Source organism: Pseudophaeobacter sp. 1A16562, from assembly GCF_041008785.1.
Lineage (GTDB): Bacteria > Pseudomonadota > Alphaproteobacteria > Rhodobacterales > Rhodobacteraceae > Phycobacter > Phycobacter gallaeciensis_A.
On record NZ_JAXGFT010000009.1, the window covers coordinates 127,558 to 149,939 of the forward strand.

Genomic DNA, 22,382 nt, shown 5'->3' on the forward strand with positions numbered 1-22,382 from the left:
GGGCACACACCCAGTTGATCTACCGGGCTTAGCTGGTTTCGTCGTCGCCTTTGCTGCGGCTTTCGACGATTTCGTCAATCAAGCCAAAGGCCTTGGCTTCTTCGGGCGACATGAAATTGTCACGCTCCAGCGCGCTTTCGACCTTCTCGTATTCCTGGCCGGTGTGCTTCACGTAAATTTCATTGAGGCGGCGCTTCAGCTTCAGCGTTTCCTCGGCGTGGATCATGATGTCGGTCGCCTGACCCTGATACCCGCCGGACGGCTGGTGTACCATCACGCGGCTGTTGGGCAGCGAAAAGCGCATGCCGGGCTCACCCGCGGTCAGCAGAAGCGAGCCCATCGAGGCCGCCTGACCAATCACCAGGGTCGAGACCTTGGGTTTGATGTACTGCATGGTGTCGTAGATCGAGAGGCCCGAGGTCACAACACCGCCGGGGCTGTTGATATACATCGAGATTTCCTTGGACGGGTTTTCCGCCTCAAGGTGCAGCAGCTGCGCCACGACCAGCGAGCTCATCCCATCGTGAACCGGACCGTTGAGGAAGATGATACGCTCTTTCAGCAGGCGCGAGAAGATATCGTAGGCGCGCTCACCCCGGCTGGTCTGTTCAACCACCATGGGCACCAGAGTGTTCATGTATGTTTCTGTCGGATCAATCATTAGGACCTGCCTGCTTTGAATTATGTCCGCCATCATATCGGACCAACTGTTACCTGAGTCTTAGTGCTCGCCCAAAAGGCCTGCAAGGGGCGGTATGCGAATTTAAACTGCCTGCGCCCGTCCTGCCGCTCCTCCTGCGACCGGTTCCGCCCCCCGGGCCAGCAGGTCGCTATTCGCGAATCCCCGGTCGCAATTCCCCGGCCTGCCTGCAAAACTCTGGCTTAAGACACAGAGACACTCACGGCGGCGGATCCATGCCATGACAGATGACAGCTTCGTTCAAAAAGGTGCGGCGGCAAAGCTGGACGTGCCATTTGAAGGGGAACCGCAGGATTTCTATTTCCTGCTGCTGAAAAAGGCGACGATGCTGCCCGTCGCAGCCGCAATCGAACCTCTGCGGATCGCCAATCAGGTCACCAACACGCGGCTTTATCGCTGGTTCGTGATGACCGAGGATGGCGAACCGATCCGATGTTCAAACGGGATGATGATCACGCCGGACATGCCCCTGCGCCCCCTGCCCGCCGACAGTCTTGGCTTTGTCTGCGCCGGGGTCGAACCCCAAAGCACCGCTGGCGAGGCCACGCTCAACTGGCTGCGCCGCGAAAGCCGCTTTGGCCGCTCCATCGGTGGCATCTGCACGGGCGCCTTTGCGCTGGCGCAGGCCGGGCTGATCAAGGATCAGAAATTCACCCTGCACTGGGAGAACCAGCCGGGGTTCATCGAACGATTTCCGCGCTTGACCCCATCCGCCAATACATTCGAGGTTTCGGGCCCCCTGATGACCTGCGGCGGCGGCAATGCCGCGACCGACCTGATGCTGAGCCTCATTGAAGCGCGGCATGGCAAACAGCTGGCCATTATCGTGGCCGACATGTGTCTGCATGCCCGCTCCGGCGGACAGGCCGCGCCGCAGAAGTCGAATTTCGCGGTGGCTATCGGCAGCCGCAACCAACGTCTGCTGAACGCCTTGCAGCTGATGCAAGAAGCGATCGAAGAACCGCTTCAGATCGGCGATCTTTGCGCCCGATTGGATATCTCCCGTCGCCAGCTGGAGCGGCTTTTTGCCCGCTACCTGAACCAGAGCCCGATGCACGTCTATTGCGATATGCGGCTCAGTCATGCCTTTGCCCTGATGAATGAAACCTCGATGTCGGTGACCGAGATCGCGCTGGCTTCGGGCTTCAACAGCACCACGCATTTTTCCCGCCAGTTCAAACGCAAATTCGGTGCCAGCCCGCATTTCTTCCGTAAAGGCTGGTCCTGACACTCAACGGGCTGATGCCCGGCGCCCAAGTAAGAGCGCCCCGGCAAATGCCGGGGCGTTGGTTGTTTTTCGGACAGATCAGACAGGCCGTATTCAGGACAGATCGAAGCGATCTGCGTTCATCACCTTGGTCCAGGCCGCCACAAAGTCATTGACGAATTTCCCGCCATTGTCCGCCTGGGCATAGACCTCGGCCAGGGCGCGCAGTTGCGAGTTGGAGCCAAAGACCAGATCGCAACGGGTGGCTGTCCATTTGACCTCTCCGCTGGCGCGGTCGCGGCCTTCGAACTCCTGTGCCTCGTCCGAGGTGGGTTTCCACTCGGTCGACATGTCCAGAAGGTTGACGAAGAAGTCGTTGGACAGGGTTTCAGGCTTATCCGTGAAGACACCGTGGGCGGTCTGACCAACGTTGGTGTTCAGAACCCGCAGGCCACCGACAAGCGCCGTCATTTCCGGCGCAGTCAGCGTCAGAAGTTGCGCCCGGTCCAGCATCATCTCTTCCGGCGCGACAGTGAACTGCGTCTTCTGGTAGTTGCGGAAACCATCAGCCACCGGTTCCAGAACCTCGAAGGATTCCACATCGGTCTGCTCAGCCGTTGCATCCGCACGTCCCGGTGTGAAGGGCACGGTGATGTCCTGTCCAGCCTTCTTCGCCGCCTGTTCGATACCAACTGAACCACCCAGCACGATCAGATCTGCCAGCGACACCTGTTTGCCATCGCTGCGGCCTGCGTTGAAGGCGCCCTGGATCCCTTCCAGCACGCCCAGAACACGGGCCAGCTGTTCGGGTTGGTTGGCTTCCCAGTCCTTTTGCGGCGCCAGACGGATACGGGCACCATTGGCACCGCCCCGCTTGTCCGAGCCACGGAAGGTCGATGCCGAGGCCCAGGCGGTCGAAACCAGCTCAGGGATGGTCAGATCCGAAGCCGCGATCTTCTCTTTCAGTTCGGCGATTTCCGCCTCACCAATGACCGGATGGGTCACGGCAGGGATCGGATCCTGCCAGATCAGATCTTCGGCGGGAACCTCATCGCCCAGGTAGCGCGATTTCGGCCCCATGTCGCGGTGGGTCAGCTTGAACCAAGCGCGGGCAAAGGCATCTGCGAACTCTTCCGGGTTCTCGTGGAAACGACGCGAGATCTTCTCATAGGCCGGGTCCATGCGCATTGCCATGTCGGCAGTGGACATGAAGATCGGAACCTTCTTGGACGGATCCTCCGGATCCGGCGCCATATCCTCTTCCTGGATGTCCTTGGGAGTCCAGACCCAGGCACCGGCCGGGCTTTTGACCTTTTCCCATTCGTATTTGAACAGCACGTCAAAATAACCGTTGTCCCATTTGATCGGGTTCGACGTCCAGGCGCCTTCCAGACCCGAGGTGATGGTGTCACGGCCCTTGCCGGATTTGTAGCTGCTGAGCCAGCCAAAACCCATCGCCTCCATCGGCGCGGCTTCGGGTTCGGCGCCCACATGGGCGGCATCGCCTGCGCCGTGCATCTTGCCGAAAGTGTGGCCACCAGCGGTCAGCGCCACGGTTTCCTCGTCGTTCATCGCCATGCGGGCAAAGGTTTCGCGGATGTCGCGGCCCGAGGCGATGGGATCCGGGTTACCGTCAGGACCTTCTGGGTTCACGTAGATCAGGCCCATCTGTACGGCTGCCAGCGGGTTTTCCAGCTCACGATCGCCAGAATAACGGCTGTTTTCCGTGTCAGAGGTCGCCAGCCATTCGTCTTCGGCGCCCCAGTAGATGTCCTCTTCCGGCTCCCACACGTCAGCGCGGCCACCGGCAAAACCGAAGGTCTTGAAGCCCATGTCCTCAAGCGCGCAGTTGCCCGCAAGGATCATCAGGTCGGCCCAGGAAATCTTGTTGCCGTACTTCTGCTTGATCGGCCACAGCAGGCGACGCGCCTTGTCGAGGTTGCCGTTATCCGGCCAGCTGTTCAGCGGCGCAAAACGCTGCTGCCCCGTGCCACCGCCCCCGCGGCCATCGCCGGTGCGGTAGGTGCCTGCGCTGTGCCAGGCCATGCGGATGAACAGACCGCCATAGTGACCGTAATCCGCCGGCCACCAGTCCTGGCTGTCGGTCATCAGCGCATAAAGGTCTTTCTTCAGCGCCTTCAGGTCGAGTTTATTGAATTCTTCTGCGTAATCAAAGGCCTGCCCCATCGGGTCGGACTTTGCGCTGTTTTGATGCAGGATCCGCAGGTTCAGCTGGTTGGGCCACCAATCGCTGTTGACGCGCGCGCCAAAGGTGGTTGTGCCGCCGTGCATCACCGGGCATTTGCCGCTGGGAATATCATTGCCGTCCATTTTTTCCTCCGATTATTGCTACGTTTCTGTCGTCGTGGCGCGACATCTGCCCCGGAATGGGTCATTCCAGAAGGACAAGTGTCTGTCAGGAGAAGAGCCTTTGCGTGGAGTGCAGAAACGCAGATCGGATCCGCAGCCCTAAAGGCTTCCCTCCCTTAACCTAGAAACGTTCTAACAAATCCGCGTGATAAAAATAAGTTATTTTTACTGATAGCAATCATAGTAAATTCCTATACCTTGTTCGCGGATGCGCGAACCACAGCGACCCAGCCAACAATCAATCCTGATCGGCAATAAAAAACAGGCGCGGAAGCGATCCGCGCCTGTTTTCAGAAATGTATTGCCAGGTGGACTGCCCGGCCCCGCCGCCCCATGAAGAGCGGCAATGCCAGAACCATATGGCCGTCAGACCATCAGCCGCCGAAGGACTTCAGATAGGCGATGACCGCTTCGATGTCGTCGTCTTTCTTCAGCCCAGCAAAGGACATTTTGGTCTTTTTCATGTATTTCTTCGGCTTTGCCAGGAAGGCAGAAAGCTCTTCTTCGGTCCAGACCAGACCGTCTTCATTGGCCGACTTCATGGCCTTGGAATAACGGAAGCCTTCCACAGCACCAGCAGCGTGACCAACGATTCCGTTCAGAACCGGACCGGTCTTGTTCTTGGCCTTGTCACCCACTTGGTGGCAAGACTTACACTTTTTGAAGACCTTTTCGCCATCTGCAACCAGTTCAGGGTCCAGCGCGGCAACCTCTTCCACCGGCTCAGCGGCGGCAGGCTCTTCCGCCTTGGCCTCTTCAACCACGGCTTCACCGGTTTCCGCCGGAGGGACTTCGCCGGTTTCGTCCGGGGTCACGTCCAGAACCGCCGCACGCATGGTGATTTCCACGCTGTCCTTGCAGTTTTCCATGCAAGGCGTGTCGGTCCAGAAATGCGCTTCGGAGGTCAGGCGGTCATCGACGATGAAGCCATCCGCGTTGGGCATTTCCACATCCAGGAAGTTCTCGTTCGACAGGGTGAACTCGTCATCCACCAGATCGTTGGAGTACAGGATATAGGCCACGATGGCATAGACCTCGTCCGGTTCCAGCGTCTGCGCCGCACCAAACGGCATCGAGCGGTTCACGTAGTCCCAGGTGGTCGACAGATGCGGCCAGTAGGAACCCACGGTCTTCAGCGGGTCCTCGTGGTCCAGTGTGTCTGCGCCACCAGCCAGTTTCGGCCAGTTATCGACACCCTCGGCGAAATCGCCGTGGCAGACCGCGCATTTCTCGGCAAAGACCTCTTCGCCGGTGAAGACATCACCGGAACCTTCGGGCAGGCCGGTCCCATCGGGGCTGACGTCCTGGTTCCATGCGGCGATCTCTTCGGGCAGCGCCGGACGGCCCAGTCCGAATTTCTCTGCATGGGCAGGCACCGCCAAGGCGGTGGCCACTGCTGTTGCTGCGATCAGATTAGGAAACTTCGACATTTTCCGCCTCTCCGTTTGCCTTCACCCACCAGGTCTGGATGGAATTGTTGTGATAGATCGAGTTCAGACCACGCACGTCGCGCAGCTGGGTCTTGGTCGGCTGCACATAGCCCGAGCTGTCGCGGGCGCGGCTTTGGAGGAACATTTCCTGACCGTCCCAGTCGATATCGAGGTAGAAGCGCGTAAGGGCCTTGTCGGTGCCCGGCGCCGCCAGGCGCGCCTCGTTCCAGGTCTTGCCACCATCGATGGAGACGTCAACGCCGGTGATGTGGCCGCGACCGGACCAGGCCAGACCGGTGATGACCAGCGGACCCTTGCCGTGGGTGATCGGCGACTGCGGGCTGGGGCTGGTGACAACAGATTTCGCATCCATTTCCCAGGTCCATTTGCGGCTGGTGCCGTCCGCCAGCGTGTCGGTGTACTTCGAGGTTTCCTCGCGGGATTCAACCGGGCCGTTGGTAACTTCGATGCGACGCAGCCACTTGACCCACATGTTGCCTTCCCAGCCGGGAACGACCAGACGCACCGGATAGCCGTGCTCTTTGCGCAGAGCTTCGCCGTTGGCCTTGAAAGCCACCAGAACGTCGTCCAGCGCCTTGTCCATCGGGATCGAACGGCCGTTGGAGGAGGCATCGGCGCCTTCCACATAGACCCATTTGTCCTTCAGATCGCCTGCAGCATCCAGACCGGCCTCTTCCAGCAGCGTGCGCAGGCTGACGCCGGAATATTCCATGTTGTGGATCATGCCGTGGGTGAACTGGGCCCCGTTCAGCTGGGCACCTGCCCATTCCATGCCCGAGTTCGCCGCGCATTCGCAGAAGTAGACGCGGTTTTCACGAGGAAAACGCTCCAGATCTGCGTAGGAGAAGACCAGCGGCGTGTCGACCAGACCGTTGATCATCAGGCGGTAGTCTTCTTTCTTCAGCTCGATCGCGCCCGAGTGGTGACGTTCGAACGCACAACCCTGCGGCGTGATGGTGCCATCCAGCGCGTGGATCGGGGTAAAGTTGATCGACGAAATCGTATCGGCGGTCAGCCATTCCACGTTGCGGCGGATCACATCCGATTCATAGCTGATCGGAAGACCATACGGGGTGGCGTCGACGCCATCACCCAGGCCGCTGGCCCATTCCTGGACTTCCGTGATCAGCGGGTCAGGCCCGGCCGCCTGGGCCGCACCAGCAACCGCAGATCCGGCCCCGGCCGCAGCCGCACCCGCCAGAAACTGACGGCGCGACGGGGTGAAACCCTTTGAATTATCGCTCATCTTGTTCATGCCTCCATATTTAGATGAGTGCCCAGACAGGGCCTCATCGGCGCAAAATTTGCCCGTCAGGCGGCGGCGCTGATTAAGCGCCGACCACCTTGACCGAGTTGTTCGGGTTGACCGTGACGGTGCCCATTTTCTTGATGTGATTTTCGACGACGTCCCAGATCTGCGGACCTTCGGTGCCTTCATTGACGCTGGCCCAGCCTGCGACCATGTAGGTCTTCGCCGGATCGATCGCCTCACCGTTCTTCAGCAGCGTCATCTCGGTGATCCGTTCGCCCTGCGGTTTGGTGATGTCGATGCGGTAGCCCATGCCACCGATGCGCACCATGTCGCCGCCCTGCTGGTAATAGGGGTCCGGGTTGAAGATGTTGTCAGCCACGTCTTCCAGGATCACCTTGATGAATTCACCGGTCATCTCGCTGCGATAGGCGGCGCCATAGCTCATCGAGGTAACGTTCCAGATGTCTTCGCGGGTGATGTCGTCACCCGGTACCAGCGACGGGCCCCAGCGCACGCCGGGCGACATTGCGATATCAGCCTCGCGTTCGCTCAGCAGCGCGTCGCAGATCAGATCATCCCAGGTGCCGTTGAAGTTGCCGCGACGATAGAGCAGCGAGTCGGTCTGGCCGATCACCTCTTCCAGCTCGGCCTTGAACGGCGCGCGCTGTTCGTCGATCAGCTTGGAGATCACAGGATCGGGCGCGATGACATCCGAGAAGATCGGGATCAGCTTGTGCTTCAGACCCATCATCTGGCCATCGCGCACGTCCAGATCCACGCGGGAGACGAATTTGCCGTTGGAACCGGAGGCGATGATGTGGGTCGTGCCCACCAGCACCGGTTCGGGCAGCGCATCGTGGGTGTGGCCCGACAGAATCACGTCGATACCGGTGACAACGCTGGCCATCTTCTTGTCCACGTCGAAACCATTGTGCGACAGGCAGACCACCACATCGGCGCCCGCTGCGCGCACCTCGTCCACCATCTCCTGCATATGCTCGTCACGGATCCCGAAGGAGTATTCCGGGAACATCCAGCCGGGGTTCGCGATGGGCATATAGGGGAAGGCCTGACCGATAACTGCAACCTTGGCGCCGCCACGTTCGAAGAACTTGTACGGCTTGAACAGCTCGGCCGGTTCGTCCCATTCGGAATCAAAGATGTTTTGCCCCAGCGCGGCAAAGGGCAAACCTTCGACGATCTCATTCACCCGGTCAGAGCCCAGCGTGAACTCCCAGTGGAAGGTCATCGCATCCGGTTTCAGCGCGTTCATGACATTGACCATGTCCTGACCTTCGGTCTTGTGACAGGTCATGGAGCCGTGCCAGGTGTCACCGCCGTCCAGCAGCAGCGCATCAGGCCGATCCGCACGGATGGCATTGATCACTGTCGACATGCGGTCCAGACCGCCTACGCGCCCGTATCCTTTGGCGAGGGAGGAAAAATCGTCATAGGTGAGCGCGTAAGCGGAAGGACTGCCATCCGCGATGCCATAGGCCTTGCGGAAGTCGGCACCGGTGATATGCGGCACCTGACCCTTGTTCGCGCCCACCCCGAGGTTGATCGAGGGTTCACGGAAATAGATCGGTTTCAGCTGCGCATGAATGTCGGTGACATGGATGATGCTGATATTGCCGAAGGTATCAAACTCCAGCAATTGATCCTGAGTCAGGCTTTGCTGCGCCGCAAGACGCCCCCAATTGCCAAAACCAGATGCCCCGACCAGGGCAGAGGCGGCCATCGAAACCTGCAGAAAATCACGGCGCGAGATCATGGTACTCTGATATCCTGTGTAAACATACGACATATTCGCATGTGTGAATATTGAAAGAACGAAAGACCCCGCACCATGAACTGGCACGGGGTCGTTCCGGGTTTAGTTACGGACAGACGGTCCTTCGACCGACAGGCCGTTGCCGCGCGAAGCGACATAAAGCTCAAGTGCGACGAAATCCTGCGAACCGGGCTTGTAGGTTTCGGCGCGGGTATCACGTACGCAGCCTTTGAAACGTGCATGAACGGTGTTCAGCTTGGCGTTTTTCAGGCGGTAGGCCGGGAAGCCATTGATCTGGCCCTGGCTCAGGTGGTCGGCGCGGATCATGTTGCCATAGTTGTCTTCATGGCAGTTCGCGCAGGACAGCTCGAGCTGGCCGGTACGCGTGTAATACATTTCCTTACCTTTTTCCCACATCGCCTGAACCGGACCATCGGTGGCAACGTTGACGGGCATGCCACGCGACTGGACAGAGATCAGAGCCTCCATCGACGCCATGTCACCGCCAGTGTATTTCCACTTGTCGGCGCCCATCTGGTTTTCGCGGCAGTCGTTGATCTGCATGGCCAGGGTGCGGACTTCGCCAGCTTCTTCGTTCCACTTGGGATAGACTGCGCGCACGCCTTTCATGCTGTCGGCAACATCGTCGTGGCAGGACGCGCAGGACTTGCCTTCGGATCCTTCGACGGTTTCCCAGCTGTCCATTGCTTGATCAACAAAGACCATCGCGGGGTTTTCAAAATCGTCCATCTGCAGGGCCTGGGTCTCGTCCGAGCGGAAGTGCCAGCCAGACATGACTTCGTCCAATGCGTCAGCGACTGCAGCCGGAGCCGCAGTCTTGGTGACCATTTCGATCTCTTCGTTCACCACGAGCGTGTCGTCGTCTGCGCCGGCGAAGGCGGCCATCGGCAGGGCCAGCACGGCGGCAATGGCAGTGAGTGCCTTATATTTCATTCCATATCCTCCCTTGGGTATCCGCCTCGCCCGCCGGAGTGGCGGACGAGACGCTTGCCTTTGAGATCCGGAAAGGATCAGGCGATCTTGATCGACTTCGCCGTGTCGTAGACGGATCCATCATCGTCATACCATGTGAATTTGAAGTCGCCTGCTTCAGGCACGGTGGCTTCAAACTCAATGTAAGGGTTGGTGGAAATCGCCGGTTCCATCGTGACGTCGATCACCATGGCGCCGTTAAACTCGCAAGTGAAACGGTTGATGATCGAACGCGGAATGACGTTGCCTTCCTTGTCCTTACGCTGGCCGCTTTCCATCTTGTGGCTGATCAGCGTCTTGATGGTGACGGCTTCGCCAGCAGCGGCTTTCTTCGGGACCTTGACGCGGGGTTTTACACCGGATGCCATGTCTTAACTCCTTGAATTCGGAAAGGGATGCGGGGCGATCAGCCGCCGCAGCCTCCGATGGTCACTTTCACAGCGGCGCTTGCCTTGGCAAAGCTGCCGTCTGCCATTTTAGCAATGGCCACGACGTCCTGGGTACCAGCAAGGCGGATCCGGGTGGATGCGGACTGGCTGGCGGCACCGGGGCCGAAGTTGAAGGTTGCAACGCCGGGGGTCGGGTTGCCGGTGGCCAGAACCATGATCGCGGTCGCGCCAGGGGCGTTGACCGAAATCGGCACGGTGTTGCCGTTTTCGGCAATCTCCGGCGCAGTCAGTTCAATACCGCTGTCGGCCATATCGGCACCGCCGGTGAACTCGGCGATCTTATCGTCTGCCGATGCGCTCAGGCGGTAGGGCAGAACCGTCAGCACGGCGGCGCCCAGGCCCATCGCCAGGGTTTCGCGACGTGAGAACTCCATCATTTGTCTCCTTTGACTTCGCTCGGACAAGCAGCTGGAAGCTGCTGTCTCACTCTTCTTTCAGCGTCGCGAGGAAAGCGACGACATCTTCAATCTCCTGGGCGGTCAGGATCGGCGGCAGCGGCTCTGCGCCCGCCTTACCGGTGTAGGCATCGCCCGGACGGATAAACCCGTCGACCTTGTAGAACGCAGGCATCATGGTGCCCTCGAAGGTCATTTTTGCATTCGCCACGAGGCCACGCAGCTCAGCTTCGCTCCAGCGCTCCCCCGCGCCGTCCAGCATGGGGCCGATTTCGCCGTGGAAGGGCACGTCAGCCAGTGCAGTCACCTGATGACAGGCCACGCAGTTCCCCTTGGACTTGGTCCCGGCGATGATCGCACCGTTGGCTGCGTCGCCAGCAACACCTGTCAACGATTCGGCAATTGCGCCATCCTCGGTGAATTTCACGTCTTTCGGCGCGACTTCGCCCGCCTGCGACATGGTCCCGGCCAGACACATGGCCAGTGTCAGAGATAGTCTCTTCATGGTTCCTCCCGTTGGCTGCCACCGCGAAGTGGCCTGCTTAGCTATTGCATACCGTAGGCCACCGAAGGCCTGGGACGCAACAACAAATTCATTAATGTGAATTTTAATTCTCTTGCGCAAAGGATCAGTCTGTTGATCCATTGTTGCGCTCCTGAATGCGGCGCGCGTGATACCTTTGGAAATCCTCCCCATTATCAAGCTCGTACCGCTTCTCGTTGACCCAGGTGAACATATCGAGCGTGGTCCCCGCCCCAAAGGCCCCCGGCATGATGGAAACGGCCGCCTGCACCGCGGTCTGATCCTCGGGCACCTCTTCCGGCAGGAAAAGAATCGTCGGCGTGAACAGCACGTTCCACTTCCGCGCCATCTCCCGCTCCTGCAGGGTTTCACCGTCGAAATCCGTCACCTCGGTGGATCCGTGCAGGTTCAGCTGAACGACGAAATAATTCTCTTCGATGTAGTTGCTGACCTCCGGACGCGGGAACACCTCCTCGTGCATCTTGGCGCAGTAAATGCACCCCCGCTGCTCAAAGAAAAGAACCAGCCGCTTGCCCTCTGCATTCGCCTCGGCAAGGTCTTCCTGAAGGTCCTTGAAGGTGTCACGCATCCATGCGGTTTTATGAAGGCCGTCGTCGCCCACCTCGACCGCTGCCACCGGCCCGGCCAGAAGCACCGGAAGCGCCAATGCGGCAAGCGGTGCGGAAATCATTTTGAGTAATCTATTCATTGCCTTGTCTCTCCCATTTATGGTGACAGTCAGCCAATTGTGGACAGTCCGGGCATCCAGCGGATCATTGCATCGGCAATGTAGCTGACACCTCCGGTGACAATCAGCACAGCGAACAGGATCAGCATAACCCCCATCGCCTTTTCCACCCAAGCAAAAGCGGTCCGGTGCCGCGCCACCCAGGCCAGGAACGGCTTTGCAAACAGGGCGGCAACGACGAAAGGCGCTGTCATTCCAACACCGTAGACCAGCAAGAGCAGGCCACCGCGCCAGATGTCCCCCATGCCAGAGGCGATCATCAGGATCGACGCCAGCGCCGGTCCCACGCAGGGAGTCCAGCCAAAGCCAAAGGCCAGCCCCATCAGATAGGCCCCGATCAGCGTGGAAGGCTCGGCCGAGCTTTCCATGCGTGCCTCGCGGTATAGGAGCGGAATGCGCATCACGCCCAGGAAATGCAGGCCGAACAGGACCAGCACCCCGGCGGCGCCATAGGCCAGAATATCCATGTAGCGCCCGAATAACTGCCCCAGCGCGGTAGCTCCCATGCCCATCAGCATGAACACTGTGGTGACACCAGCTGCGAAACACAGCGCAGAGATCACCAGCCGACGCTGCGCCCCCGGCGCAATGCGCCCGTCGCCGCGCAGTTCAGCCATCGAAAGCCCGCCCATGTAGGACAGGTAAAAAGGCACCATCGGCAGGATGCAGGGCGTGAAAAAGCTCAACAAACCGGCAAACAGGGCCCCAAAGTACGATATTTCGAGCATCTCAGCTCCTTTTTTGGGCGCATTAGCCGATATTCGGGGACGGCGCGCCTTGTCTCATTCACATATTCAAATTAAGTTGTGTTACATAAAGAACCTACTCACTGCACCTTCGTCAACGGCTTCGAACGGCTTCATCATGGTTTTTGCGTCCACAGTTCCTCTGCGGCCCTTGCTGCTGCTGCGCCGGTTGCTGGCCGGTTTTTTTGTGCTGTGCACGCTCAGCCTACCTGCCCGGGCAGTGGAACTGGTGATGGTCGAACAGCATGGCTGCGAATGGTGCGCGCGCTGGAACGAAGAAATCGCGCCAATCTATCCCAAAACGGCCGAAGGCGCCTTTGCGCCGCTGCGCCGGGTGGATCTGCGCAATATGCCGGATGACTTGGAAACAACTCGTCGCGTTCTTTTTACCCCGACCTTCTTGATTGTGGAGGACGGTCATGAGAAGGCCCGGCTCGAAGGATATCCGGGGGCCGATTTTTTCTGGCCCCTGCTGGAGGCGCTGCTGCGCGATCATGCAGACTTTGCGCCGGATGGAGAAGTGGGCGACAGCTGACCGGTCTGGAGACCGACACGTCTGGCTGACTGGGACAAGTATAGATGTGCGGGGCCATTCGGCCCGCCACAAAGGAGAATGAGCGATGGGGTTGCCGCAATTTTCGGTAGACATGGCAGATGACGATCTTGAGAAGATGATGGACAACGCCACCACGGCGTCCAATTTCCTCAAGGCGATCAGCCACGAAGGTCGTCTCATGATCCTGTGCCATCTGGTCACCGGCGAGAAATCCGTCACCGAGCTGGAAGAGCTGCTTTCGGCGCGTCAGGCAGCGGTATCGCAGCAACTGTCCCGCCTGCGCCTTGAAGGTCTGGTTGTGCCGCGCCGCGACGGCAAGGCCATCTACTACCGGCTAGCAGACGACCGTCCGCGCCGCATCCTCGAAGTGGTCTACGACCTCTTCTGCAACTGAGCACGACCTAGATTTTCTCCCTGCCCTACCCGTCTTGTCCCGGTCCGGGGCCAGCAAGATACGCACGGCCTGAGCGACCTGTAGATCCTTCAACATCTGTCCGCCCCGCTGCGTTCCCGAGCTCCCATAGCTGACCACCCGCGCATCGACAGCAGGCGGCGACAGCGCGATGCCGCTTGCATCGCACACCTCCTTTCTGCATGACTCGGAAGATAGGAAACCTGCCGGGAGGGGCGTCTCATGTTTGATATGCTGACAGAACATCACCTGGCGGCCATTGCAGGCCTCGTAGGCGGAATCCTTCTTGGCCTTGCTGCCCGGCTGGGCAGGTTCTGCACGCTTGGCGCGATCGAGGACGTCCTTTATGGCGGCTCCACCCTGCGCATGCGTATGTGGATACTGGCAATCGGCGTCGCCGTTATCGGCAGCTTTTCCCTTATCGCAGCAGGACTTATGGATGAAAGCGAAAGCTTCTACCTCAGCATCAGATGGATGCCTCTGGCTTCAATCATCGGGGGCTTGATGTTCGGCTACGGAATGGCGCTCAGCGGCAATTGCGGCTATGGCGCTATCGCCCGATTGGGCGGCGGCGATCTGCGCAGTTTCGTCATCGTGTTGGTCATGGGCGTGTCCACCTATGTGGTTCTTTCCGGTCCGCTTGCGCCCTTGCGCAATTTCTTCTTTGAGCAGCATCAGGTCACGACCGATATTCCCCCCGGGCTGGCCCATCACGCCGCTGCCCTGACGGGTCTGCCACTGCACACCATCGGGCTTGCCGTCGGCGCCGTGCTGGTCATCGCCGCGCTTTGCGGACGCGAACTGCGTCAAGACAAGAGCGCGGTCTTCTGGTCCGTGATCGTCGGCCTTGCCATCGTTTCGGGCTGGGGCCTGACCAGCGAGGTCAACCAGACCGGTTTCGAAGCCCTCCCGGTGGTGTCGCATTCCTTTTCTGCCCCTCTGGGCGAGACTATTTTGTGGACCATGACCGGCAGCCTGCGCCCCTTGTCCTTTGCCGTCGGCTCCATCGCAGGAGTCTGGGCCGGGGCCTTCATCGGCTCGCTGATCAAGGGGCATTTTCGCTGGGAGGCCTGCGAAGACCCCCGCGAATTGCGCCGCCAGATCGTGGGTGCGGGCATCATGGGCGCAGGTGCCGTCATCGCCATGGGCTGCACCGTCGGTCAGGGGCTCAGCGCCTTTTCGCTGCTGGCCGTTTCCGCGCCGGTCACCTTCCTGGCGATTTTTGCCGGGGCGGCGATTGGCCTGCGGCAGCTGATCGAAGGCTTCCGCCCCGCCGAGTGATCTGGCTTCGTCCCTTCGCCGACGCCGCCACAGCTTGATATACGGGGCATCGGCTCCAGATGAAGTATCACGAACAGGCGAAAAACGGCCCAAGTTGTAACGGTTTGGTAAAACCTTGGAGCACGTCACGCAATTGTTACAGGTCCGCGCAACTTAGCACGCGACGACGCACCGTCGGCATCTGGAACTTTGGAGCAAGCCATGGACCGCAAGCAAATCATCAACGATCCCGAAATCGGCAACAAGGCGGAAGCCTATGAAGCCTTTGACGACATCCCTACCAATCCTCGGCTTGAACGCACCATCGGCGATGTGATCAACGCCCGCTATGGCCGTCGCGACCTGCTTAAGGGCATGCTGGGCGTCTCCGCCACCACCGCCCTGTTCGGCACCTCCGCCCTGATCGCCCCGACCGAAGCGGCTGCAGGCAGCCATGGCGCGGGTCGCTACAACTTCGAGGAACTGACCTGGGGCAACGACGAAACCCACCATATCGCCGATGGCTATGACGCTGACATTCTACTGCGCTGGGGTGATCCGATCACCGCCGATGCCCCGGAATTCGATGTGATGAACCAGACCGCCGAGGCCCAGCTGAAGCAGTTCGGTTACAACAACGACTACGTCGGTTTCACCCCGCTGAACGCCGAAGGCACCCGTGGCCTTTTGTGCGTGAACCACGAATACACCAATGAAGAGGTCATGTTCCCGGGCCTTGGCCGTCAGGACAAGGCAGGCTTTGAAGGCATGACCAAGGAGCTGATCGACATCGAAATGGCCGCCCATGGTGGCACCGTGGTCGAGATCGCCAAGGGTGCAGACGGCAAATGGGCCGTGGTGCGCGATGGCAAGATGAACCGCCGCATCACGCCGCTCAATACCGAGATGACCATCGACGGCCCCGCCGCCGGTCATGACCGGATGAAAACCAACGCCGATCCTTCGGGTATGTCGGTCATCGGCACGCTCAACAACTGCGCCGGCGGCATGACGCCTTGGGGCACCTACCTGATGGCCGAAGAGAACTTCCACGGCTACTTCTGGACCGATTCGGTCGACGGCGACGGCAAACCCGATATCTCGGCCCAGCCCGAAGCCAAGAACATGAAACGCTACGGCGTGCCGGGCCGCTGGTATGCCTGGGGCAAGTTCTACGACCGCTTCAATATCGACAAGGAGCCCAATGAACCCAACCGCTTTGGCTGGGTTGTTGAAGTCGATCCGCGCAATCCGGGTGCCAAGCCTGTGAAGCACACCGCCCTTGGCCGCTTCCGCCACGAAGGCGCCGAAACCACTGTTTCCTCTTCGGGCAAGCTGGTCGTCTACATGGGCGACGACAACCGCTTTGACTACCAGTACAAATATGTCTCGAACGGCGTAGTGTCCGACGATGCCGCCGCCAACAGCGCCCTGCTCAGCGACGGGACCCTCTTTGTAGCCCGCTTTGATGAAGACGGCAGCGTTGAGTGGATGCCGCTGGTGCATGGCACCGGCCCGCTGACCGCCGAGAACGGCTTTGCCAGCCAGGCCGATGTTCTGATCGACACCCGCCTTGCTGCCGATGCCCTGGGTGCCACCCCGATGGACCGCCCCGAAGACGCGCAGCCGCGCGGCGACGGCACCGCCTACATCATGCTGACCAACAACTCCAAGCGTAAGGAAGAGCAGGTCAACGCGGCCAACCCCCGGGCGAAATCCAACTTCGGTCACATCATCGAAGTGAAGGAAGAAGGCGGCGATCACGCAGCCACCCGTGGCACCTGGTCGATCCTGGTGAAATGCGGCGATCCCGAACTGGCCGAGGTCGGCGCCCAGTGGAACCCTGAAACCAGCGCGAACGGCTGGTTCGGCTCCCCGGACAACTGCGCCTTTGACGCCGATGGCCGCCTTTGGGTCTCGACCGACCAGGGCAGCAAATGGGGCAAGACCGGCAAATCCGATGGCCTTTATGGCGTCGAGACCGAAGGCGATCTGCGTGGCACGTCCAAGCTGTTCTTCCGCTGCCCCGTCGGCGGGGAGCTCTGCGGCCCCTACTTCACCGACAACGGCGAAACCCTGTTCCTGGCGGTGCAGCACCCCGGCACCGATGGCACCAAGGCTCTGAAAGGCTTCGAGCGCGCCTCGACTTTTGAGGATCCGGCCACCCGCTGGCCCGACTTTGATCCCAAGATGCCGCCGCGGCCCTCGGTCGTCGTGGTTACGAAAAAGGGCGGCGGCAAGATCGCCATGTAATCTTTACCCTTGGCATGAACAAAGCATTCAACGCGCCCTCAAAAGGGGCGCGTTTTTCTTTGCTGATGCCGCCCAACCTCCCGACGGGGCATAGTCAGCAGCACGGGGATGTGACACCTGCGTGATTGCAATCCGGGTTAGGCTTGTGGCTCCACAAAACAACGGAGCCCATGATGAACCTGCGCCCAATCCTCGTCGCACTTGCCTTCAGTCTGCCAATGCTGTCCGGACTGGCCTTTTCGACCGTCACCCTGAGCGCGCAGGCAAGCATCGCCGGAGAGATGTCTGCTCGCCCAGGCTGGGAGGTGCACGACACGGCGAAATCCTACCAGCAGTTGTTGCAGGATACGCAGGCGGCGGTGCGGGCCAGCGATCTGGCCATCGTCACGCAGGCCGGCCCCACCGGCGCTGCAGCGGCGCGCGGGATCACCATTCCGGGCAACCGGGTCATCGGCGTTTTCAACAATGTCTTTGCGGTCAACATTCTGGAAACCTCGACCGCCGCCATGATCGAAGCCCCGATCCGCCTCTATGTCACCGAAATGCCGGGCGGCACGGCGCAGCTCTCGTATAAGCGGCCAAGCCATGTCTTTGCCCCCTACCGGGACGAAGGCGGCGACAGGCTGATGGCGCTTGCAGAGGAGCTGGACCAGCGGTTTGATCAGATCGCACAGGAGGCGTTGAAGTAACGCCACCGGGTCACAGAGCCGTGAGGGTGCTTGCGCCCCGCGTCAGGGCAGGCAATCTGGCTCTGACATCAGATAGGAACAGATCGCCATGACTGACAGTTTACGCGCCGCCGACGTTCTGGCCCGGCGCCTTTATGCGGCCGGATGCCGTCACGCCTTTGGCATGCCCGGCGGCGAGGTGCTGACGCTGGTCGACGCGCTAGAGGCGGCAGGCATCACCTTCCATCTGGCGAAACACGAAAACGCTGCCGGCTTCATGGGCGAAGGTGTGCATCATGCCGATGGCGCCCCGGTCATTCTGGTTGCCACCCTCGGCCCCGGCGCGCTCAACGGGGTCAATGTGGTGGCCAACGCCCATCAGGACCGGGTGCCGATGCTGGTTCTCACCGGCTGCGTCGATGCTGCCGAGGCGCAAAGCTACACCCATCAGGTGCTCGACCATGGCGCCGTCTTTGCCTCCATCACCAAGGCGACCTTCCGTCTGGATGCGGATGCGGCTGACGTGATCGCAGACAAGGCGGTCGCCATCGCCACCGAGCCGCGCAATGGTCCGGTGCATATCGACGTGCCGATCTCGGTCGCGGATGCCCCTGCCAGGGATCGCAACTTCCGCCGCGCGCCTGCTGCGCCCACCCAGCCAGACAATGACACACTGGCGCAGGCGCGCAGTTGGCTGGCGCAGGCCGAGCGTCCCTTTGCCATCATCGGACTTGATGCGGTGGCCGAAGGCGCGGGTCCTGCCCTTCGCGCCTTTCTGGAGGCGCATCAGATCCCCTTTGTCACCAGCTACAAGGCCAAGGGCATCCTGTCCGAAGATCACCGCCTGTGCCTTGGCGGCGCCGGGCTGTCCCCCCTGGCCGACAGCCACCTGTTGCCGCTGGCGGCGCAGTCGGATCTGATCCTGTCGCTTGGCTATGATCCTATCGAAATGCGCCCCGGCTGGCGCAACGCCTGGGACCCAACCCACCAGCGCGTGATCGAGATCGCTGCCGAACCCAACACCCATTACATGCATCAGGCCAGCCTCAACATCGTGGCGCCGCTTACCCCCGCGCTGGATGCCCTGACGGAAAAAGCCGAGACAGCACCGACGCGCTGGCCCGGCGGAGAGCTGAGCACCGCGCAACAGGCGCTGCACACCGCCTTTGATCCGCAGGATGACAGCTGGGGACCGGCGGCAGTGATCGCCGAATGCCGCGCCACCCTGCCTGCCGAGACGCTGGCCACCGCAGACAGCGGCGCCCACCGGATCCTGCTCAGCCAGATGTGGCAGTGCAACGAGCCGCGCGGGCTGATCCAGTCATCCGGGCTTTGCACAATGGGCTGCGCCGTGCCGATGGCGATCGGGCGCAAGCTGGCGCAGCCGGACCGACCCGTCGTCAGCTTTTCCGGCGATGCAGGCTTCCTGATGGTGGCCGGGGATCTGGCCACCGCTGCCGAATTGGATGTGGCGCCGATCTTCGTGGTTTTTGCCGATGCCAGCCTCGCCCTGATCGAGCTCAAACAGCGCCAGCGTCAGCTTAAAAACCGAGGCGTCGATTTCGCCCGGCACGATTTTGCGGCGATGGGCCGGGCCTTTGGCGGCAACGGCGTGACGGTACGTAACCGGACGGAACTGCGCGCCGCCCTCACCGATGCCTTGGATTCTGATCGTTTCACTGTCATCTCTGCCGAAATCGAACCCGGAGGATATGATGGACGCATCTGACACGCTGCCACACGGGGCCCTTGATGGGGTCAAGGTTCTCGACCTGTCGCGCATTCTGGCCGGCCCCACCTGTACCCAGCTGCTGGGCGATCTCGGCGCCACGGTCATCAAGGTGGAAAACCCCAAGTCGGGGGGTGACGACACCCGCCAATGGGGCCCACCCTATGCCGTGAACGCCGACGGCAACCCCACGGATCTGTCGGCCTACTACATGGCCGCCAACCGCAACAAACGCTCGGTCGCGGTGGATATCACCACGGCCGAAGGTCAGGCCGAGATCCGCAGGCTCGCTGCCGAGGCCGATATCCTGATCGAGAATTTCAAACCCGGCGGACTGGCGAAATACGGGCTGGATTATGCCAGCCTCAAGGATGAGTTTCCCCGGCTGGTCTACTGCTCGATCTCGGGCTACGGGCAGACCGGTCCCAACAACCACCGCCCGGGATATGATCTTGTGGCACAGGGGTTTAGCGGCATCATGTCACTCACCGGCGATCCCGAGGGGCAGCCCGTGAAGGTTGGCACCGGCATCGCCGATGTGATGTGCGGTATGTATGCCTGCATTGGCATTCTGGCTGCGCTGCGCCACCAGGAAAAAACCGGTGAAGGGCAGCAGATCGACCTGGCTCTGGTCGACAGCACCATTGCCTGGCTGATCAACGAAGGCGTCGCCTATCTCAACACCGGCACCTTGCCGACCCGGCGCGGCAACGAACACCCCAGCATCATGCCTTATGGCGTCTACGAGACCTCGGACTCCCACGTCATCCTGGCGGTGGGCAACGATGCCCAGTTCCGGCGCGTGATGGAGTTCCTCGGGCTCGAAGGCCTTGCAGACGATCCCCGTTTTGCCACTAATCCGGCGCGGCTGGAGCATCGCGCAGCGCTCAACGACATCATGATCCCGGCGCTCAAACGCTTCACCATGGACGAGGTGATCGCCGCGATGGAGGCCCGCAAGGTGACGGCCGGTCCAGTGCAGACGCTCGACCGGGTCTTCGCCTCCGATCAGGTGGCTGCGCGGGGCATGGCCATCGACATGCAGGCCGGGGACACTCCCGTGAAACTGCTTGGAAATCCGCTCAATTTCTCGCGCACCCCGGTCACCTACCGCCACGCACCGCCCAGCTGCGGCGCTGACAGCGACCGGATTCTCGGCGCCGAGGACCCGTTTTCCAAGGCTTAGGCCATATTCTGCCCGGCACGATCCGGCCGAATGTTACAAAAACCGGCAAACGCCTGCCTTCGTGGTGGGCGTTTTGCGTTTCAAAGACCCGTCTGGCGGGAAATTGCCCGCAAATATTACAGGTTTCAGCGGGTTTCCCCACCTTCAAACACGCGCCTTCACCAAAGCGAGAGCGCCCGTCGCGCGATGAAAACCACTGTTCTAACCTTCCCCTAGTGAACAACACCGGTGGTAAGGATTGGACCCAAATGACACATGATCTCTTCGGACAGGAGACGAGCCTGAAAGATCCCGAAATGCTGGATCTGTGGAACGCGGTTCAGATCGGGGTTCTGTCACACAGCGCAGAGGCCCCGGTGCAACTGGGTAAGCTGCTGGAGGCCGCCCCCGAATTCACCCTTGGGCAGGCTGCCAAGGGTTTGTTCCTGCTGCTGCTGGGCCGCCGCGAAATGCGCACCCCTGCCCGCGATGCGCTGGCTGCTGCCCGCATCGCCTATGCCTCTGCCCTGCCCCGGGAGCGGCTCTTCGCCGATGCGCTGGAGCTGTGGCTGGCGGGCCGCCCCACCGCCGCCATTGAGAAGCTGGAGCAGGTCCTGCGCTCTCACCCTGCCGACAGCCTTGCCATGAAGATGAGCCAGGCGGTCCGTTTCGTCCTTGGCGACAGCGCCGGGATGCGCCGGTCAGTGGAACGAGTGATGCCCGCCTATGCGCCGGATCACCCCGGACGCGGCTATCTGCTTGGCTGTCACGCCTTCGCGCTGGAGGAAACCGGCGACTACAGTAAGGCGGAGACTGCGGGGCGTCAGGCACTCTGGATGGCGCCGGATGATGCCTGGGGTTTGCATGCGGTGGCGCATGTGCACGACATGACCGGCAACGCCAAGGCCGGACTCGACTGGCTGACTGGCCGCGAAGAGGCCTGGAGTCATTGCAACAACTTCCGCTATCACGTCTGGTGGCACAAGGCGCTGATGCATCTGGACCTGGGCCAGACCGACACCGTTCTGGACCTTTACGACCGCGAGATCCGCCAGGACAAGACCGACGATTACCGCGATATTTCCAATGCCACCTCGCTGCTGATGCGGCTGGAATTGGAAGGCATTGCCGTCGGCAACCGCTGGGAAGAACTTTCCGACCTCTGCGCCGCCCGGACCGAGGATGGCAGCCTGATCTTTGCCGATCTGCACTACCTTCTGGCGCTGGCCGGGCGCGGGCGTCCGGATGAAACCACCCGGATGGTGCAGCGTATCCACGCCGATGCAGCAGCCGCAGGCGGGGACGAGGCGCGGCAGCGCATGGCAGATCCCGGCCGCGCCGCCGCCAGCGGGCTGGAGGCCTTTGGCGAAGGTGATTTCGCGCTGGCCTTTGACCACCTGGCGCAGGCCCGTGGCTCCATGCAACTGGCCGGTGGCAGCCACGCCCAGCGCGACGTTTTTGAACGCATGACCATCGATGCCGGGATCCGCGCAGGTCGCCTGAGCGAGGTATCCCGCATGTTGGACAGCCGCCGCGCCCAGCGCGGCGGCGCCGAGGACAACTATGCTCTGGCCCGCCGCGCCCTGATCAGCGAGGCGCGCAATCAGCCGGACAGCCGCAGCCTGCCGGCCGAGTGATCTGCGAAATGATCGGAGCGCGCCCGGATGCCGGTCCTGGCCTCGGGCGCGCCCTTACATCGCCGCCACAAAGTTTGATTGACAGGAAGGACAC

Annotated in this window: 20 protein-coding genes; 9 read left to right on the forward strand and 11 right to left on the reverse strand. The window is 61.0% G+C overall.

Annotated elements, in window-relative coordinates:
* Positions 1 to 28 precede the first annotated feature (28 nt).
* On the reverse strand, positions 29 to 661 hold the full coding sequence (locus SM764_RS14080; protein WP_065270562.1) for an ATP-dependent Clp protease proteolytic subunit: 633 nt from the start codon (positions 659 to 661) through the stop codon (positions 29 to 31).
* A 259-nt stretch (positions 662 to 920) separates the two neighbouring features.
* Between SM764_RS14080 and SM764_RS14085 the strand changes: the two genes are divergently transcribed.
* Positions 921 to 1,928: a GlxA family transcriptional regulator gene (locus tag SM764_RS14085; protein ID WP_065270563.1), complete on the forward strand. Its 1,008-nt coding sequence runs from the start codon at positions 921 to 923 to the stop codon at positions 1,926 to 1,928.
* 93 nt (positions 1,929 to 2,021) lie between these two features.
* On the opposite strand, the gene katG is transcribed toward SM764_RS14085, so the two are convergent.
* The 10 genes from katG to SM764_RS14135 form a co-directional block, all read right to left on the reverse strand.
* Positions 2,022 to 4,238 carry a catalase/peroxidase HPI gene (gene katG / locus SM764_RS14090; RefSeq protein WP_369002066.1) on the reverse strand — a complete coding sequence of 739 codons (2,217 nt, stop codon included), beginning with the start codon at positions 4,236 to 4,238 and terminating at the stop codon, positions 2,022 to 2,024.
* Between the two features lie 413 nt (positions 4,239 to 4,651).
* Positions 4,652 to 5,707 (reverse strand): c-type cytochrome, encoded by a 1,056-nt coding sequence (locus SM764_RS14095; protein WP_369002067.1) that lies wholly within the window; start codon positions 5,705 to 5,707, stop codon positions 4,652 to 4,654.
* Complete coding sequence (soxC, locus tag SM764_RS14100; protein ID WP_065273489.1) at positions 5,691 to 6,974, reverse strand: sulfite dehydrogenase; 1,284 nt, start codon at positions 6,972 to 6,974, stop codon at positions 5,691 to 5,693. Before soxC ends, SM764_RS14095 begins: the two co-directional genes overlap by 17 nt.
* An 82-nt stretch (positions 6,975 to 7,056) precedes the next feature.
* Positions 7,057 to 8,754: a thiosulfohydrolase SoxB gene (soxB, locus tag SM764_RS14105; protein ID WP_274829019.1), complete on the reverse strand. Its 1,698-nt coding sequence runs from the start codon at positions 8,752 to 8,754 to the stop codon at positions 7,057 to 7,059.
* Between the two features lie 102 nt (positions 8,755 to 8,856).
* Positions 8,857 to 9,708 (reverse strand): sulfur oxidation c-type cytochrome SoxA, encoded by an 852-nt coding sequence (soxA, locus tag SM764_RS14110; RefSeq protein ID WP_065270567.1) that lies wholly within the window; start codon positions 9,706 to 9,708, stop codon positions 8,857 to 8,859.
* A 77-nt stretch (positions 9,709 to 9,785) separates the two neighbouring features.
* Complete coding sequence (gene soxZ / locus SM764_RS14115; protein ID WP_065270568.1) at positions 9,786 to 10,115, reverse strand: thiosulfate oxidation carrier complex protein SoxZ; 330 nt, start codon at positions 10,113 to 10,115, stop codon at positions 9,786 to 9,788.
* A 38-nt stretch (positions 10,116 to 10,153) separates the two neighbouring features.
* Positions 10,154 to 10,570 carry a thiosulfate oxidation carrier protein SoxY gene (gene soxY / locus SM764_RS14120; RefSeq protein ID WP_065273490.1) on the reverse strand — a complete coding sequence of 139 codons (417 nt, stop codon included), beginning with the start codon at positions 10,568 to 10,570 and terminating at the stop codon, positions 10,154 to 10,156.
* 49 nt (positions 10,571 to 10,619) lie between these two features.
* Positions 10,620 to 11,096 (reverse strand): sulfur oxidation c-type cytochrome SoxX, encoded by a 477-nt coding sequence (gene soxX, locus SM764_RS14125; protein WP_065270569.1) that lies wholly within the window; start codon positions 11,094 to 11,096, stop codon positions 10,620 to 10,622.
* A 124-nt stretch (positions 11,097 to 11,220) separates the two neighbouring features.
* On the reverse strand, positions 11,221 to 11,823 hold the full coding sequence (locus SM764_RS14130; RefSeq protein ID WP_065270570.1) for a thioredoxin family protein: 603 nt from the start codon (positions 11,821 to 11,823) through the stop codon (positions 11,221 to 11,223).
* 29 nt (positions 11,824 to 11,852) lie between these two features.
* A complete protein-coding gene (locus SM764_RS14135) occupies positions 11,853 to 12,590 on the reverse strand; it encodes a cytochrome c biogenesis CcdA family protein (protein ID WP_065270571.1) in 738 nt (245 codons plus the stop codon).
* A gap of 136 nt (positions 12,591 to 12,726) precedes the next feature.
* Here SM764_RS14135 and SM764_RS14140 point away from each other — a divergent pair, with 136 nt between their 5' ends.
* The 8 genes from SM764_RS14140 to SM764_RS14175 all read left to right on the forward strand — a co-directional run bounded on the left by SM764_RS14140 (position 12,727) and on the right by SM764_RS14175 (position 22,288).
* Positions 12,727 to 13,143 carry a hypothetical protein gene (locus SM764_RS14140; RefSeq protein ID WP_065270572.1) on the forward strand — a complete coding sequence of 139 codons (417 nt, stop codon included), beginning with the start codon at positions 12,727 to 12,729 and terminating at the stop codon, positions 13,141 to 13,143.
* Positions 13,144 to 13,228: 85 nt separating this feature from the next.
* The gene (locus SM764_RS14145) at positions 13,229 to 13,558 is read left to right on the forward strand and encodes an ArsR/SmtB family transcription factor (RefSeq protein WP_065270573.1); all 330 of its coding nucleotides are present in this window, start codon (positions 13,229 to 13,231) and stop codon (positions 13,556 to 13,558) included.
* A gap of 240 nt (positions 13,559 to 13,798) precedes the next feature.
* Complete coding sequence (locus tag SM764_RS14150; RefSeq protein WP_065270574.1) at positions 13,799 to 14,857, forward strand: YeeE/YedE family protein; 1,059 nt, start codon at positions 13,799 to 13,801, stop codon at positions 14,855 to 14,857.
* A gap of 201 nt (positions 14,858 to 15,058) precedes the next feature.
* A complete protein-coding gene (locus SM764_RS14155; RefSeq protein WP_369002068.1) occupies positions 15,059 to 17,089 on the forward strand; it encodes a PhoX family protein in 2,031 nt (676 codons plus the stop codon).
* Between the two features lie 218 nt (positions 17,090 to 17,307).
* Positions 17,308 to 17,778: a DUF302 domain-containing protein gene (locus tag SM764_RS14160; RefSeq protein ID WP_369002091.1), complete on the forward strand. Its 471-nt coding sequence runs from the start codon at positions 17,308 to 17,310 to the stop codon at positions 17,776 to 17,778.
* An 88-nt stretch (positions 17,779 to 17,866) separates the two neighbouring features.
* Positions 17,867 to 19,486 (forward strand): thiamine pyrophosphate-binding protein, encoded by a 1,620-nt coding sequence (locus tag SM764_RS14165; protein WP_369002069.1) that lies wholly within the window; start codon positions 17,867 to 17,869, stop codon positions 19,484 to 19,486.
* Entirely contained in the window at positions 19,473 to 20,672 is a 1,200-nt protein-coding gene (locus SM764_RS14170) for a CaiB/BaiF CoA transferase family protein (protein ID WP_490363082.1), read from the forward strand. The genes SM764_RS14165 and SM764_RS14170 overlap by 14 nt, the downstream gene beginning before the upstream one ends.
* A gap of 248 nt (positions 20,673 to 20,920) precedes the next feature.
* A complete protein-coding gene (locus SM764_RS14175) occupies positions 20,921 to 22,288 on the forward strand; it encodes a tetratricopeptide repeat protein (protein WP_369002071.1) in 1,368 nt (455 codons plus the stop codon).
* The last annotated feature ends 94 nt before the right edge of the window (positions 22,289 to 22,382 follow it).

Coding starts and splice junctions, on each gene's coding strand:
- SM764_RS14160 (WP_369002091.1), top strand. CDS start 17,308: ATGCTGTCCGGACTGGCCTTTTCGACCGTCACCCTGAGCGCGCAGGCA.
- soxZ (WP_065270568.1), bottom strand. CDS start 10,115: ATGGCATCCGGTGTAAAACCCCGCGTCAAGGTCCCGAAGAAAGCCGCT.
- soxY (WP_065273490.1), bottom strand. CDS start 10,570: ATGGAGTTCTCACGTCGCGAAACCCTGGCGATGGGCCTGGGCGCCGCC.
- SM764_RS14140 (WP_065270572.1), top strand. CDS start 12,727: ATGGTTTTTGCGTCCACAGTTCCTCTGCGGCCCTTGCTGCTGCTGCGC.
- SM764_RS14150 (WP_065270574.1), top strand. CDS start 13,799: ATGTTTGATATGCTGACAGAACATCACCTGGCGGCCATTGCAGGCCTC.
- soxB (WP_274829019.1), bottom strand. CDS start 8,754: ATGATCTCGCGCCGTGATTTTCTGCAGGTTTCGATGGCCGCCTCTGCC.
- SM764_RS14130 (WP_065270570.1), bottom strand. CDS start 11,823: ATGAATAGATTACTCAAAATGATTTCCGCACCGCTTGCCGCATTGGCG.
- SM764_RS14175 (WP_369002071.1), top strand. CDS start 20,921: ATGACACATGATCTCTTCGGACAGGAGACGAGCCTGAAAGATCCCGAA.
- SM764_RS14135 (WP_065270571.1), bottom strand. CDS start 12,590: ATGCTCGAAATATCGTACTTTGGGGCCCTGTTTGCCGGTTTGTTGAGC.
- SM764_RS14080 (WP_065270562.1), bottom strand. CDS start 661: ATGATTGATCCGACAGAAACATACATGAACACTCTGGTGCCCATGGTG.
- soxA (WP_065270567.1), bottom strand. CDS start 9,708: ATGAAATATAAGGCACTCACTGCCATTGCCGCCGTGCTGGCCCTGCCG.
- soxX (WP_065270569.1), bottom strand. CDS start 11,096: ATGAAGAGACTATCTCTGACACTGGCCATGTGTCTGGCCGGGACCATG.
- SM764_RS14145 (WP_065270573.1), top strand. CDS start 13,229: ATGGGGTTGCCGCAATTTTCGGTAGACATGGCAGATGACGATCTTGAG.
- soxC (WP_065273489.1), bottom strand. CDS start 6,974: ATGAGCGATAATTCAAAGGGTTTCACCCCGTCGCGCCGTCAGTTTCTG.
- katG (WP_369002066.1), bottom strand. CDS start 4,238: ATGGACGGCAATGATATTCCCAGCGGCAAATGCCCGGTGATGCACGGC.
- SM764_RS14165 (WP_369002069.1), top strand. CDS start 17,867: ATGACTGACAGTTTACGCGCCGCCGACGTTCTGGCCCGGCGCCTTTAT.
- SM764_RS14085 (WP_065270563.1), top strand. CDS start 921: ATGACAGATGACAGCTTCGTTCAAAAAGGTGCGGCGGCAAAGCTGGAC.
- SM764_RS14155 (WP_369002068.1), top strand. CDS start 15,059: ATGGACCGCAAGCAAATCATCAACGATCCCGAAATCGGCAACAAGGCG.
- SM764_RS14170 (WP_490363082.1), top strand. CDS start 19,473: ATGGACGCATCTGACACGCTGCCACACGGGGCCCTTGATGGGGTCAAG.
- SM764_RS14095 (WP_369002067.1), bottom strand. CDS start 5,707: ATGTCGAAGTTTCCTAATCTGATCGCAGCAACAGCAGTGGCCACCGCC.